Origin of the sequence: Staphylococcus pragensis, from assembly GCF_004785665.1 — a bacterium.
Classification (GTDB): domain Bacteria; phylum Bacillota; class Bacilli; order Staphylococcales; family Staphylococcaceae; genus Staphylococcus; species Staphylococcus pragensis.
Genome location: NZ_SRPJ01000001.1, coordinates 369,326 through 380,999, shown reverse-complemented (window position 1 = coordinate 380,999; position 11,674 = coordinate 369,326). Strand labels below are relative to the sequence as shown.

The window sequence follows — 11,674 nt, the reverse complement described above, 5'->3', positions numbered from 1 at the left end:
TCATTGCCCCTCCTTTCTGAATTTGAATATAAAAAATAAGCCTTAGCACACTGACTAAGGCTATAACGCTGCAAATAAAGCGTCTGCTCTTTCATCAGTCTCAACTGTATTAAGATGACGCTCATCTAATATTTGTAGGATATAATAGAACGGCATTTTTAGAACTTGGTCGGCAGGTGTACCATTTTCTATCATTTGCTTAACAACTTTATCCAAATTCTTTTGCATTCCGTTATACGTCATATCCTCTTCTTTGATTTGGTTTAACTGATGCTCTGAATAAACTTTTTTGTTTCTTCGTCTTGTTGGCCATTAGCAATAAATTCTACTTGTTTTCTTAAAGTATCGATTGCATCAGGTGCATGTAAACGTTCTTTTACGTCTTTAGCAGTAAATTGTTTACCATAAATTTTAACTACAACATCAATTAATTTATCAATTTGTTCTTTAAATGACATTTCAACTTCGCCTGTTTCTGCTTTTTCTAAATCAGCCATAATATCGACCGCTTCATATAAAACATCTAAAGGGATGAAGTGTGGCGTTAAATAAGTTTCTAATTTAATTTCTTCTGCATTCGGATTTTCTACTAATCGAATATAATTTCTTTTTAATTTGTTTGACATGTCTAAAAACTCCTTTTTATTTCGAAATAAAAGGACGGCTTTAAACCGTCCTAATGTTTTATTCTTCTTCCTCTAAACGTTCAAAGAAAGGTAACTCATATCCTTTTGCTTTTAATCGTTTTTCAAAGTCGTTGATTGTTTTAACTTTCTCTTCGATAATTTCATCTTGTCTATACTCTTTATCAGTTTTTAAATCAATTGCATCTTTTAAAACTTTGTATTGAGCCATGCGTTAACACTCCTTATGCAGAAGCTGTGTTAACTTCTGTTTTACTATCATAAGCACCATTTAATAGTTTTTCGAAGAATGAATCTTCTTTAGCTCCCTCACGAGCACTATCGAATAAAATCTTACGTTTACCGTCTGCGATACGGTGCATTGCAGTACCTTCTGATTCTTCAGATGAGAATTCCCAATCTTCTTCAGCAGTTTTACCTTCCAAGTTAGGATCTGAGAACATTACTTTTGTTAAACCTACATGTTGGTAAGTACCGTCTCGACGTTCACGTTTAAACCAAACTGCTACATAACGGTTTTGTTTACCTTTAACTTCTTCAAAAACGCCATTTTCATCATAAATTTCATTGAAAATTAACTCACGAATTTCTTGTGGAAATGCATGCATAGTCATTGAAATTTTACCTTCACCATCAGTGTTACCTGATTCGATAATACTACCATCTGCATAAGCATTTACGATTTCGCCACCAGTTTCAACTGAAATTTCTTGTAAACCACGTGTTTGGATTACGTTACTGTATTTAATTGTGCCATCCAATTCATCTGTATCTAATAAGGCAAAGCCTAAGTCTTTAATGTTAATAAATGATTTTGGTGTTTTAGCGTATTTTACCATTTAATTTTCCTCCTCATAAAAAATCGCCTCATATCGTCTAGTTGAGCGATACAAAGCGAACTGTTTATCATATTCATTGCCTAAGTTACTAACTTGACCTGCTTTAAGATTTTTCCAAAGCAAATCGCTAATTCTTTGTGATATTTCATTCCTTCTTAAACGAGCATTATAGTCATCACTAGCTTTAACAAAGACATCAATTTGTACGATATAGCTGTAAGCAGCACGTTCTCCGTCATAGTGTAATTCTGGGATAGGATCATCAAAATCATCTATAACAATATAAGGTTTGGTTATATCTTTGACATCTGGATAATCATTAAATTTAACATTATTGATATTTAATATCTTCATTAACTTTTCGTCTTGTTTAATGACGCTATATATCTCATTTAAAATATCAATCATAATAATTTCTCCATTTCTTCTTGCACTGTCTGATAAAATATTTTTTCAGCTGAACGGATTGCTTTATCTATCGCACCATAACCTTTAGGTTTAATAAATTTACCGTTTCTAGCATGAAAACCTTTTTCGTTTAGATGAACAACTGAATATCTATGATGAGGTCCCTCCCAATAAACACGGATAGAACGTATACCTTTATCCCAATATGGCTCCGAAAGTTTAGCCTCTGCATATTCAGCACCAGTATCTCTAAAGGTACGTATATTACCTTTGATTGCTTCAAGAATAATCTTCCCTGCTTTTATTAAGGCTTTATCTATAATCTCGTTTAATCGTTTGCGACTGAATCGGCGTTCAAGCTCTTTTTGTAGTTCTTTCAAACCATCTGCTCGAATACCTGTAAAATTTTTACTCGCCATTTGATACCACCCCTGCAGTTAGCATTAAAAATTGTTCGTTCTCTACATCAGGTTGTACCAATTTAATATTTAAATCTTGATGAACATAAGGTGATTCGATTTCTACATAATGTTTTTCATTAGGAATATATTGGCCATGTGTTTCTCGCATAAAAATTTTAACGTCATGCTCTGTACCATTGGAAATAGCTTGTTGAAGCTCTGTCATTTTCCATTGTGGGACGTATGCCCAACAACTATAGAGTTTATCTTTTCTTTTTATACCAGCTTCAGGACCAGTATTTTCTTGATAAGTGTAAAAATGAACACGTGTATTTAACTTTTTTGTAGTGATATATGGTTTTTTAAATTTACTCTTCATTTTCATCACGCTTTCTCAAATTATTAAAACCAAAATGCAATAAATCATCTTGGTAATTGTCGTTGAAAAACTCTAAAAGGTCTTCATAATCATAGCGAGCGCGTGCAAAAACTAAGTTTTTACCGTTTAAATTACTATTAATATCAAATACGCCAAAACGTGTTTCTAAGTTCTCGTAAGACATATTTAAAACACGTAATAAGTGTTCATCTTCCGTATTATGAGAAATCTTAGTGTATTCTTTAAATTCATCTAAAATTTCATCTGATATCTTAACGCTTGGCATTAGTATCAACTACTTTCTTAGGCTTGTGCTGCACCGTCTGTAGTACCACCTGCAGGAGTTGAAGTACGAACTGCAGTAGATAATTCTAAGTCATACACGCGTGATGCATTGTTATCAGCCGGTTGACCATAAGCAAATGTTTTAGCAGTGTATAAAATACAATCTTCTAAAGCTAAAGTCTGGTCGAATTTTTTAACTGTTAATCCGCCACCACGTACTGCATCATAGCGATCAGTTACAAAAGCAACTAATTTATTTGTTGGAACAAATTCAGATGATACGATTTGTATGTTATAAGGTAATACAGTTACAAAACCACCATTAGCAGTTAAGTAAGTATAACGCGCTTGTACATCCCATGAATCTTGTGGGTTAACTACTAATACAACTTTACCGTCAATGTTTACTTCTTTACCGTTTTCTTTAACAGATAAGCCTTTTAATAAGTCTTTTAATTCATTTACAGTTGTATCTGCATCTGCAAAAGTTAAAGTTCCAGATGTTGTTTTATCAACGACACCGCCATTTTCTTGGATATCTTTCATTAATCCAACTGGTTGGTCTTTAGATGCACCTTCACCTGTTAAGAATGCAGCTTCTAATGCTACTGAAATAGCTTCTTCGATTTGAGTACGAACAAAACGTTCTACCCAGTTAGGCCCGAACATTTTTAAGTCATCTGGAATAACTACGAAACAAGTTAATTTAGATTGTTTGAATTCTTCTTCATCAAATGCAGCATCTAATTGGCCTTTGATTTCACCAAAGATTTTACCCCAAACAGCTTGACCTGTTGGTTCTGCTTTAATGATACGTGTTACTAAACCTGCATTTTGAATGTTGATTTTTGAAAGTAATGGATGCTCTGATTGTAAATCATCAAACACACGTTCAATAACTGTTTCCGGTAATAATTTTTCTTCTTTATATCCTACTTCTGTATTGATTTCATTAAAGAATTTACGTTCTTCTGAAGTTAAAGGATCTTGTGAACGTTTAGCTAAAATACCGTTGTCTACTACACGATTATTCACTTCTGCTGAAATTTCTTCTTGTAAATCGTTTGATAATGCATCAAACATTTCTCCAAATGCTTTTGATTGTTCTTCATCACTTGCACCATTGCGAACTAACTCTGCAAAGTGTGCTTTATGATCTTGATAGTTTTTTAATTTCTCTCCTACTTTGATAGGCATTAATATTCCTCCTTAAATTTATGCATAAAAAATAGCCATTAACATCAATTGTTAATAGCTACTTAAAATGCAAATCTTGAAAATTTATTTTCTTTTGGTGGTGGATTAGTACCTCCGCCTTGGCCTTCGCCTTTACTACCTTCGTCATCGCCCTTTTCTAATTTATCTAGGCGTGACTTAATGTTTTTAACTTCATTTTCCAAATCTGCAATACGTTGTTCATTTGAATCATCACTTGAAGGTTCATCTGGTGTTCCTTCTTCTGCTTCATTAATCATTGCATTAAGAATGCTTCTTTGTTCTTTAAGTCTTGCTACATATTTAGAGTCTTTCAAGTTTTCTACACCTTCTTTCTGCTTCTCAACAGATTTACGAGATGATTTCTCATCTGCAAAACCTTTATTGATTGCTTCATCTGCAGTTAACCATGTTTCATTAGTGATTAGATTAACAATCTCATCACGATCTAAACCTGTTCTATCGTGATAAATGTCAACAATAGATGTATCAATTGCAATTAAAGCGTTCAATGTTTTCTGAATGTCTGATTTGTTACCAAAAGCCATTGTAGAAGCCTCATGTACCATCATATTTGCACCTGTTCGGATGATAATCTTATCTCCTGCCATTGCAACTAATGATGCAGCACTTGCAGCTAATGCAGTGACTTCAATCGTAATGTGATTTGATAAGGACTTTAAGTAATTATAAATTTCTATCCCTTCAAACACATCACCACCGCCAGAATTTAAGCGAATAACAATATCTTCTTTAACATTATCAAGCGAATCTTTCACAGCTTTAGCGCTGATAGTGTCGTCAAGAAAAGATAAGTTAGCAATAGTGCCTGACAACGTTAAGATGTGCTTGTTATTCTTAGTTTCGTTTCTAAAGACTGGCGTGACATTTCTCACAATTGGATTACTCATTATTAGTCTCACCTCCTCCAACTGGTGAAACTGATTCATAATTCTTAGTCAGTACATATTCATCTAAATGTTCATCATCTCCTGGCTCATCACCAAGCATGACGCGTATCTGATTACCAGTATATGTACCAGAAGAACGTAACTTATCAATAGCTTCTGCTAATTCAATTGGATTTTTCTTATCTATACCGACAATTTCAATACGTTTGTTTTCTCTTAGGTACTCATCTTTAAAGAATAGCTTAGAATTTAACTCACGCTCTAATTTCTTGGTTAATGGTTTAAAACAGAACTTATTAGTTGCTTCAATCGCTTTTTCTAAGTCTGCGTTTTCTCCTAATATAAGAGAAGGTGCTACACCTATAATACGCGCAATATAAATAAGAATATCTTCAATTGCTTGCCTTAATTCTTTGAAATCAGAACCGTTTGCACTAGAGTTGTTTGTTGAATGTTCTTCGTACTCTAAACCTTTAGTTAAAGGTACAACTGCAACTTGATTTTTCTCAAAAGTATTAAAAATCATATCAATATAGTCTTGAATACCTTTCGTACTTAATTGTGTTGAACCTATATTTAAAACGCCTCGTATTTGATTTTTCTTAAGTTGCATATTTAACATACGACCAAATACTTCACCGTAATCTTCAAATAGTCCTAATGAGAATTTGTCCAGTTTTTCATTGGCGTATTCTAAATAAATCACATCATCCATCGAAAAATAGCGATTATATTTATAATCATTCACCATAACCGAATTAAAACGATGTGGTAGTAGCCCTAATTCTGTTTCATGTTCAAAATCATCTGCTACATACAAATAATCATCATCTGATTTAATGATTAATGCTTCATTATCAACAAGAAGTTTATAAATGAACTTTTGCCAAAACTGTGTAGCATTTTGGTTAGGATTAGGCCGAACATTCAATAAATAATACATATCATCTTTAGTGACATGATTGTTTTCTTTTACTCTAAATTCGGATTGAGCGATTGTTCTTGCTACATACTCAACTACTACATTTAAAGCCATTCTTTTGATATAGGCTTTAGAACTCGTTTCTTGTAAAAGATCTAAGTCATACATCCACGAAATCTCATTGTTTTTTCTAAATACCTTATCGAATAGTCCCATAGCTTACTCCCTCCTTCCTTTAAAATCTCAAGCCTTTCAACAGATTGATTTCTTCTTCTAAATTAGAATCTTTTAAATCATCTGCTCTATACAATGCATGTATAAGTGCTTGGAAACCGTCAGTTTTACGTCTTATAGGCTCTTTCTTTTCATACTCTTTGTTGCCGTCTTTGCGTATCTTAACGGCAACGTTTTGCGTGTACCAACGCATTAAAGGATTATCACCAAAGATAAGATGATGTTGTGCAAACATATCTTCAACTCTTGGTGCAAGTAAGGACTGAATAGCGCGTGTATTTTTAATCACTTCATATTCGATACCTACATCTTCAAATAGAGGTCTAAGTAAGTCCATTCGGAAGTTATCAGCTACGACTTTTTGTAATCCATAATTCTTTTGTGCTTCAATGAACCAATCAATAATATGTTTAGGATTTATTGTTGGTTCATCTACAATAGTTAATAAACCTCTTTTCTCCCATTCGTGAATAGGTGGCTTTAATTTGTATTTATCAAGAAATTCTTTTCTAGCAAATGAATGAGTTTTCCAAATATAATCATCACCCGATCTAAACAGTAAACCGACTGCTGCAAAGTCTTTTAAACTTGCATAGTCAAGTCCACCAATACATTCATTATTTTCAAGTGGTGGAATAGGTCGATTAGTTGCCATAATGTCATCCCAAGGTGCTACAACACTTTGTGTATCTGTCTCAGGCATATTCATTCGCTTAGTCATAAATTCTGGTCGATTAGATGGATTAAATTGAAGTCCTAAATATTGTTGATGAACTTCTTTGAATAATTGAGCGCCATATTCACTTTTTGGATTTTCGAACATAGGATTTGCTTTCTCCCATAAATCTGGTTTATCTATTTCTTCTTTATCATCAATTTTACAGATAAAAGGGAATAATCTATCTTCAGGGTTTATGCCTTTTAATACGTTATCTGCTCTTTCTTTTAACCTATCTAAGAATCCTTCTCTTACATATCCGTCAGTACCGATATAAAAAGTACGTGGATGTGCAACTTTACCTAGTCCGCTTCGTTTGATGTTAATAATTGTATCTTTTTCATAAGCATGTACTTCATCAAAGAAAATACAACCTTCACGAGCGCCATCTTTTGTTTTTTCATTAGAAGTATCGAATAAGAATTGTGACTTGGTGCTTGTTCCTTCCACATACACTTTACTTAAATAAAAAGGGTTATTAGGTCGCTCGCCTGTAATATATAAATTGTTACTTTCTATCATTTCATAAATTTCTCTAAAGCTTACTAGCGCTTGTTTCTCACTATTAGCTACTACTGACATATTGTATTTAGGAATACCATGTAATGGTGTCATAAAGAACGCTGCTAAAGTACTAATATAGCCATTCTTACCTCCACCACGAGCCATAGATATAAAGAATTCCGAGAAATAAGGTGTTTTGGTATCTTTTTCATATAAGAATACAAAACATGAAATGAATTTTTGGAAGTCTTGTAGTTTAAAAAACCATTTCTCACTAAATTTGATATAATCTTCTATTTTTTGATCGTCAAAATAAAGGTCGTCACGTTGCAAGATATTATCTTCTAAAAAAGAAACAAGTCTAACGCGCTCTTTATTAAAGATAACGTTGCTTGATTTATATTTTTCTATATAGTCTGTAACATATTTAGGTATCTTCATGTTAAATCAGGTCCTTTCGCTTGTTCTTGCTTGCGTCTTTCTTCGGCTTTTCTTTCTAAGTGGAATGATTTTTCTAATGCAAGTAATGATCCATTTACTTTATTCTTTTCTGCGATAGCTGGATTAGGTTTAACATATTCTTGTGATGCATTTTTGACTACTGTTATAGGTCCAGATTGTTCAATATAAATGTCCAAAGCATAAAATAACTTTAATAAATTAATATACCGCTCTACTTTTTCTAATTCTATGTCATTATCCGCATCTATTTGCTGCAATAAGTAATCTTCAGAAGCATTGATTCGTTTAATTTGGTTAGAAGTTAATTTATCTTTAAGATATTTATCTTTTTTCAACCCCCTCCCCCCTTTACATATTTTTTATTTATTTATTTTTTAATTTGTCAAGCCCCCTTACGTATCTTTTTGAAAGATAAATCCACGGAGTTGACCCAAGCGCCGGTTTCCGCGATTCCTTTTGTGGCGCGGTTCTTGAAACCGGGGGGGTATTTGACACTTTTTACACTTTTAAATTTTGAATTATATTTATTTTTTATATAATTTCTATTCACCAGTTTTCATCATTAAATTTGTTTTTTCGATTGTTTGGATTATGTTCAAATCTGCCGTGTCTTTTATTATGATGATATTTACATAAGGTTCTTAAGTTATTTAAATCGTATGCAAGTTCTGGTTGCTTCTCTAACTCAATAATATGGTCGATTTCTAATGATTGTTTTTGATTAATTGTCAATCGACCTTCAGCGTTACACATCACACATTCATAATGATCACGTGCTAGCACCTTTAGTCTTGTTTTACGCCATCTAGCGTTTGAATAGAAACCTTTGTTCTTGGTTCGTTGTTCTATATAATCCGCATATGCTTTGCTCATCTCTGTTACTCCAAACAAAAAGACACAACACTAATGTGCTGTGCCTGTGTATTCATTATCGTATATCTATATTATAAAACTAATTGTATATTGATTGCACATATGGTTCGATGTGTTCGAATGGTTCGATGTGTTCGTTTAATCATAGTATCCTTGTTGCGCATCCATGTATACATTGACTATCTCATTGACACATCCATAAAACGTAGACTTACTCTTTATCTCCATAAGCTCCATGATAGTCTTGTGCTTGATACCTATCTTAATCAATTGTAGTATATGATAGTTCATTTCATCTGTTACATACTCTTCATACTTATCTATAAATTGTAGCTTATTAAGTAGTTTAACATTACGTCGATACTCTCTATTCCTATCCAATACTTTAACTAATACCTTATCACCTGTACCACCTTTGGCTTTAGGCATCACTGCTTCTATACCATACTGTGCTGTTGATGTACTGTCTGCATCATACACTTGCGCTTCTATAATATTATGCATCCACTTATAATTGTCTATCATGTTTCTCACTTCATCACGTGTGTACAAATGATTACCTCCATTATTTATTGTTGGTCGAAAGGTGTACGTTCTACTTTGATGATTTCTAATGCTTGTTCTTCTGTAAAACCTTGTTGTCTTAAACTTGTTAATCTCTCACGTTGATATTCAGATTTCAATCTGGCCACTTCAAGTATTAAAGGGAAAGTTGATTTCAATTCATATATTTGGTTCTGAATATTAATATCTTCTTTTTTACTGCCGTCCATATTAAATATATTATCCATTACATTACCTCCATTACTTAAACTGTTTCTTCGTTCTCTCAATCTCAAACTCCACATCTTCTATATCGCAATTTCTCACGTACTTAGTGAATAGGTACACATTCGTATATCTCTGTGCATCTAATTCATTACGCAAGATTGAATTACTACCTAATGTAATCAGTAATGCTATTGCGAGTATAATGGTTAGTGCTATCCACACTACTCACTCACCTCAGCATTCAAATGGATATGATCGTCTTCTGTAAAGTCTTGTGGCACTTCCACATCATCTTCACTCTGCAACTTAACAATAAGTTCGTTAGTTAGATATTTGCTTAGTTCATACATTCCGATGATGAACCATATTTTTAGTAGTCGTTTAATCATTTTTATCCTCCTCAATATCAATTAAATTAGTCGCCGTTCTAATCATAGTTCTTAATTCCTGTTCATTCATACTTGCCATCATAGGGCTATAAAATTTACTTTCCCTATCATTGACAGCTTTTATAAAGTCATCTTCAACTTCAACCTTTTCTTCTGGCGTGCTATTTTTAAGTCTTTTGATTGTCTCAGTGTATCTTTTTGGTAACTTCATTTTAGGAATATTAATCATTGTTCCCCTCCTCAAACATTTCTAGCGCCTCTTCCTTACTCTCTGCCTCCACAATAGAGAGAGTTTCATTTGTACGTGCTTTCTCAATGTCGGTGTGAATGTGACCTGTGCTATCTGTGAATTGGCGTATTAGGTATTGCATTATTTATTAAGCACTTCCTTTACACGTTCTAGAATGTCCTTATTTTTAACCGTATCGATTTCGACACGTTTGGAATTAGTACCCTGTACTTCCCCAGCCGTCTGTCCCTCTCTCTGACACATAACTAAACTCCTCTACTTCTTTTAACTCTGGTGTCCAAATAGGTACGATAACGAGTTGTGCGAGTTTGTCGCCTTTTTTTGATACCGTAAGAATTAGGTAATTGATACAAATCATCTGTCGCTTGTCCTTCGATATTTAAAACACCAAAACCTACCACTAACGATAGGATATTTAAACCAAATGTCGTCACCTTTATTTAATTCATGTAATTTCATTCCGCTACCCCCTCTGTACATTGCCGTATTGATCTGTTTTGACTTTAACCATAAGATTGTTTTGTACTAGATTTTTAAAATACCTAGTATTCACTCTGTGTTTAGCCACTTCACGCTCTGCGCGTTTAGCTTTAGCAATACGTTCTTCTCTGCGTTTACGTTTCAACGCTCTTTCATGTCTAAGTTCAGCTTGCTGTATCTCATACAACTGCTTAGCTGTTAATTCCTTTTCATTTCTTTCGTACGTCTGCACCATATTGATATACTCCCTTACCATGTATTAATTCTGGACCACGCAATCCTTCGTCATATCTCTTACGAACCGTACTATCTGATACATCAAAATATTTGTACACATCACACAATCTGTAACGTTTACCGTTTAAATTCACTTTTATCATGGTGTCACTTCCAATCTGCGTAACTGACACTAACGTCAGTAATGTTTTTGATATTATCGAGTAAATTGTAAGGGTCATTTTTATATCTATCAGAGTAATGTTCGATATAGTTTTCTCTATCTGCATGATTATTTATCCAAATAGGTTGTTCCACTTCCACAGTTAAATCGAATGTGAGTTTTAGTGTTTCTTCCTGCATTACACTTCCTCCACTTCTAAAATAATTTTCGGTTCCTCTGCATATTGCTTAAAACTGTGTATTTCAACGATTTGGTTATCGTCTTTCCATAGATGATCGTTCGCTGCATCTAGCACAGTTTTGATTAAGTTATCTATATCTGGTTTAGTACGTTTGTACTGACCTATCGCTATCAGTTTTTGATTTTTCGACCAACTCTTAGGTGGTTTAAAGTAAAAGTAAAGCGACACCTTAAGTTGTGTATTCAACATCTTTTTAGGTAACTGGCTCTGTATAAACTTCTTATGCGCTGTATAAGACGCTGGCATGTAAGTTTGAATAAAACTACCGCGTCTTGTGAAACGTGGACGAGGCGAGCCAATAGGTGCCTCATACGTTTCGTTAAAGTTAATTTCTATCTGCACGTTGTC

25 protein-coding genes and 1 pseudogene are annotated in these 11,674 nt (G+C 33.6%); all 26 read right to left on the bottom strand.

The features are described 5' to 3' along the window. Window positions 1–60: 60 nt before the first annotated feature. The 26 genes and pseudogenes from gpGT to E2558_RS01890 all read right to left on the bottom strand — a co-directional run bounded on the left by gpGT (window position 61) and on the right by E2558_RS01890 (window position 11,668). Window positions 61–243, bottom strand: a complete 183-nt coding sequence (gpGT, locus tag E2558_RS02000) for a phage tail assembly chaperone GT (protein WP_103297486.1) — start codon at window positions 241–243, stop codon at window positions 61–63. 20 nt (window positions 244–263) lie between these two features. Next, window positions 264–626, bottom strand: coding sequence for a phage tail assembly chaperone G (gene gpG / locus E2558_RS01995; RefSeq protein ID WP_103297487.1), 363 nt, complete (start codon window positions 624–626; stop codon window positions 264–266). 58 nt (window positions 627–684) lie between these two features. Then, window positions 685–855, bottom strand: coding sequence for a hypothetical protein (locus tag E2558_RS12310; protein ID WP_168210210.1), 171 nt, complete (start codon window positions 853–855; stop codon window positions 685–687). Window positions 856–868: 13 nt separating this feature from the next. After that, window positions 869–1,483, bottom strand: coding sequence for a major tail protein (locus E2558_RS01990; RefSeq protein WP_053029094.1), 615 nt, complete (start codon window positions 1,481–1,483; stop codon window positions 869–871). After that, window positions 1,484–1,891: a hypothetical protein gene (locus E2558_RS01985; RefSeq protein ID WP_053029093.1), complete on the bottom strand. Its 408-nt coding sequence runs from the start codon at window positions 1,889–1,891 to the stop codon at window positions 1,484–1,486. Beyond that, window positions 1,888–2,310 carry a hypothetical protein gene (locus E2558_RS01980; RefSeq protein WP_126565310.1) on the bottom strand — a complete coding sequence of 141 codons (423 nt, stop codon included), beginning with the start codon at window positions 2,308–2,310 and terminating at the stop codon, window positions 1,888–1,890. The genes E2558_RS01985 and E2558_RS01980 overlap by 4 nt, the downstream gene beginning before the upstream one ends. After that, entirely contained in the window at window positions 2,300–2,671 is a 372-nt protein-coding gene (locus E2558_RS01975; RefSeq protein WP_053029406.1) for a head-tail adaptor protein, read from the bottom strand. The genes E2558_RS01980 and E2558_RS01975 overlap by 11 nt, the downstream gene beginning before the upstream one ends. Next, on the bottom strand, window positions 2,661–2,957 hold the full coding sequence (locus tag E2558_RS01970) for a phage head-tail adapter protein (RefSeq protein WP_126565309.1): 297 nt from the start codon (window positions 2,955–2,957) through the stop codon (window positions 2,661–2,663). The genes E2558_RS01975 and E2558_RS01970 overlap by 11 nt, the downstream gene beginning before the upstream one ends. A 17-nt stretch (window positions 2,958–2,974) precedes the next feature. Next, complete coding sequence (locus tag E2558_RS01965; protein ID WP_126565308.1) at window positions 2,975–4,153, bottom strand: phage major capsid protein; 1,179 nt, start codon at window positions 4,151–4,153, stop codon at window positions 2,975–2,977. Window positions 4,154–4,215: 62 nt separating this feature from the next. Next, window positions 4,216–5,082, bottom strand: coding sequence for a head maturation protease, ClpP-related (locus E2558_RS01960; RefSeq protein ID WP_126565307.1), 867 nt, complete (start codon window positions 5,080–5,082; stop codon window positions 4,216–4,218). Next, window positions 5,075–6,220: a phage portal protein gene (locus tag E2558_RS01955; RefSeq protein WP_126565306.1), complete on the bottom strand. Its 1,146-nt coding sequence runs from the start codon at window positions 6,218–6,220 to the stop codon at window positions 5,075–5,077. The genes E2558_RS01960 and E2558_RS01955 overlap by 8 nt, the downstream gene beginning before the upstream one ends. A gap of 19 nt (window positions 6,221–6,239) precedes the next feature. Then, window positions 6,240–7,901 carry a terminase TerL endonuclease subunit gene (locus tag E2558_RS01950; protein ID WP_126565305.1) on the bottom strand — a complete coding sequence of 554 codons (1,662 nt, stop codon included), beginning with the start codon at window positions 7,899–7,901 and terminating at the stop codon, window positions 6,240–6,242. Continuing rightward, window positions 7,898–8,257: a hypothetical protein gene (locus E2558_RS01945; RefSeq protein ID WP_126565304.1), complete on the bottom strand. Its 360-nt coding sequence runs from the start codon at window positions 8,255–8,257 to the stop codon at window positions 7,898–7,900. Before E2558_RS01945 ends, E2558_RS01950 begins: the two co-directional genes overlap by 4 nt. A 211-nt stretch (window positions 8,258–8,468) precedes the next feature. Further along, window positions 8,469–8,795 carry an HNH endonuclease gene (locus tag E2558_RS01940; protein ID WP_011276055.1) on the bottom strand — a complete coding sequence of 109 codons (327 nt, stop codon included), beginning with the start codon at window positions 8,793–8,795 and terminating at the stop codon, window positions 8,469–8,471. Window positions 8,796–8,933: 138 nt separating this feature from the next. Continuing rightward, the gene (locus E2558_RS01935; RefSeq protein ID WP_107609689.1) at window positions 8,934–9,347 is read right to left on the bottom strand and encodes a hypothetical protein; all 414 of its coding nucleotides are present in this window, start codon (window positions 9,345–9,347) and stop codon (window positions 8,934–8,936) included. A gap of 17 nt (window positions 9,348–9,364) precedes the next feature. After that, complete coding sequence (locus E2558_RS01930) at window positions 9,365–9,586, bottom strand: hypothetical protein (RefSeq protein ID WP_126565303.1); 222 nt, start codon at window positions 9,584–9,586, stop codon at window positions 9,365–9,367. A 13-nt stretch (window positions 9,587–9,599) separates the two neighbouring features. After that, window positions 9,600–9,788 carry a DUF1514 family protein gene (locus tag E2558_RS01925; protein WP_126565302.1) on the bottom strand — a complete coding sequence of 63 codons (189 nt, stop codon included), beginning with the start codon at window positions 9,786–9,788 and terminating at the stop codon, window positions 9,600–9,602. Next, window positions 9,788–9,955 (bottom strand): transcriptional activator RinB, encoded by a 168-nt coding sequence (gene rinB, locus E2558_RS01920; protein WP_126565301.1) that lies wholly within the window; start codon window positions 9,953–9,955, stop codon window positions 9,788–9,790. The genes E2558_RS01925 and rinB overlap by 1 nt, the downstream gene beginning before the upstream one ends. Then, the gene (locus tag E2558_RS01915) at window positions 9,948–10,184 is read right to left on the bottom strand and encodes a DUF7366 family protein (protein ID WP_126565300.1); all 237 of its coding nucleotides are present in this window, start codon (window positions 10,182–10,184) and stop codon (window positions 9,948–9,950) included. Before E2558_RS01915 ends, rinB begins: the two co-directional genes overlap by 8 nt. Continuing rightward, window positions 10,177–10,326: a DUF1381 domain-containing protein gene (locus E2558_RS01910; protein WP_308669905.1), complete on the bottom strand. Its 150-nt coding sequence runs from the start codon at window positions 10,324–10,326 to the stop codon at window positions 10,177–10,179. The genes E2558_RS01915 and E2558_RS01910 overlap by 8 nt, the downstream gene beginning before the upstream one ends. After that, window positions 10,326–10,448 carry a hypothetical protein gene (locus E2558_RS12530; protein WP_268233631.1) on the bottom strand — a complete coding sequence of 41 codons (123 nt, stop codon included), beginning with the start codon at window positions 10,446–10,448 and terminating at the stop codon, window positions 10,326–10,328. The genes E2558_RS01910 and E2558_RS12530 overlap by 1 nt, the downstream gene beginning before the upstream one ends. Beyond that, window positions 10,402–10,524 (bottom strand): annotated as a pseudogene (locus E2558_RS01905) (dUTP pyrophosphatase); the annotation flags it as partial. The gene E2558_RS12530 and the pseudogene E2558_RS01905, both read right to left, overlap by 47 nt. Window positions 10,525–10,668: 144 nt before the next feature. Further along, window positions 10,669–10,920, bottom strand: coding sequence for a hypothetical protein (locus E2558_RS01900; protein ID WP_126565299.1), 252 nt, complete (start codon window positions 10,918–10,920; stop codon window positions 10,669–10,671). Beyond that, complete coding sequence (locus E2558_RS12305; RefSeq protein ID WP_168210209.1) at window positions 10,895–11,065, bottom strand: hypothetical protein; 171 nt, start codon at window positions 11,063–11,065, stop codon at window positions 10,895–10,897. The genes E2558_RS01900 and E2558_RS12305 overlap by 26 nt, the downstream gene beginning before the upstream one ends. 4 nt (window positions 11,066–11,069) lie before the next feature. Further along, window positions 11,070–11,264, bottom strand: coding sequence for a hypothetical protein (locus E2558_RS01895; protein WP_126565298.1), 195 nt, complete (start codon window positions 11,262–11,264; stop codon window positions 11,070–11,072). Continuing rightward, complete coding sequence (locus tag E2558_RS01890; RefSeq protein ID WP_126565297.1) at window positions 11,264–11,668, bottom strand: RusA family crossover junction endodeoxyribonuclease; 405 nt, start codon at window positions 11,666–11,668, stop codon at window positions 11,264–11,266. Before E2558_RS01890 ends, E2558_RS01895 begins: the two co-directional genes overlap by 1 nt. Window positions 11,669–11,674: the final 6 nt, after the last annotated feature.

Coding starts and splice junctions, on each gene's coding strand:
- gpGT (WP_103297486.1), bottom strand. CDS start 243: ATGACGTATAACGGAATGCAAAAGAATTTGGATAAAGTTGTTAAGCAA.
- gpG (WP_103297487.1), bottom strand. CDS start 626: ATGTCAAACAAATTAAAAAGAAATTATATTCGATTAGTAGAAAATCCG.
- E2558_RS12310 (WP_168210210.1), bottom strand. CDS start 855: ATGGCTCAATACAAAGTTTTAAAAGATGCAATTGATTTAAAAACTGAT.
- E2558_RS01990 (WP_053029094.1), bottom strand. CDS start 1,483: ATGGTAAAATACGCTAAAACACCAAAATCATTTATTAACATTAAAGAC.
- E2558_RS01985 (WP_053029093.1), bottom strand. CDS start 1,891: ATGATTGATATTTTAAATGAGATATATAGCGTCATTAAACAAGACGAA.
- E2558_RS01980 (WP_126565310.1), bottom strand. CDS start 2,310: ATGGCGAGTAAAAATTTTACAGGTATTCGAGCAGATGGTTTGAAAGAA.
- E2558_RS01975 (WP_053029406.1), bottom strand. CDS start 2,671: ATGAAGAGTAAATTTAAAAAACCATATATCACTACAAAAAAGTTAAAT.
- E2558_RS01970 (WP_126565309.1), bottom strand. CDS start 2,957: ATGCCAAGCGTTAAGATATCAGATGAAATTTTAGATGAATTTAAAGAA.
- E2558_RS01965 (WP_126565308.1), bottom strand. CDS start 4,153: ATGCCTATCAAAGTAGGAGAGAAATTAAAAAACTATCAAGATCATAAA.
- E2558_RS01960 (WP_126565307.1), bottom strand. CDS start 5,082: ATGAGTAATCCAATTGTGAGAAATGTCACGCCAGTCTTTAGAAACGAA.
- E2558_RS01955 (WP_126565306.1), bottom strand. CDS start 6,220: ATGGGACTATTCGATAAGGTATTTAGAAAAAACAATGAGATTTCGTGG.
- E2558_RS01950 (WP_126565305.1), bottom strand. CDS start 7,901: ATGAAGATACCTAAATATGTTACAGACTATATAGAAAAATATAAATCA.
- E2558_RS01940 (WP_011276055.1), bottom strand. CDS start 8,795: ATGAGCAAAGCATATGCGGATTATATAGAACAACGAACCAAGAACAAA.
- E2558_RS01930 (WP_126565303.1), bottom strand. CDS start 9,586: ATGGATAATATATTTAATATGGACGGCAGTAAAAAAGAAGATATTAAT.
- rinB (WP_126565301.1), bottom strand. CDS start 9,955: ATGATTAAACGACTACTAAAAATATGGTTCATCATCGGAATGTATGAA.
- E2558_RS01915 (WP_126565300.1), bottom strand. CDS start 10,184: ATGATTAATATTCCTAAAATGAAGTTACCAAAAAGATACACTGAGACA.
- E2558_RS01910 (WP_308669905.1), bottom strand. CDS start 10,326: ATGCAATACCTAATACGCCAATTCACAGATAGCACAGGTCACATTCAC.
- E2558_RS12530 (WP_268233631.1), bottom strand. CDS start 10,448: ATGTGTCAGAGAGAGGGACAGACGGCTGGGGAAGTACAGGGTACTAAT.
- E2558_RS01900 (WP_126565299.1), bottom strand. CDS start 10,920: ATGGTGCAGACGTACGAAAGAAATGAAAAGGAATTAACAGCTAAGCAG.
- E2558_RS12305 (WP_168210209.1), bottom strand. CDS start 11,065: ATGATAAAAGTGAATTTAAACGGTAAACGTTACAGATTGTGTGATGTG.
- E2558_RS01895 (WP_126565298.1), bottom strand. CDS start 11,264: ATGCAGGAAGAAACACTAAAACTCACATTCGATTTAACTGTGGAAGTG.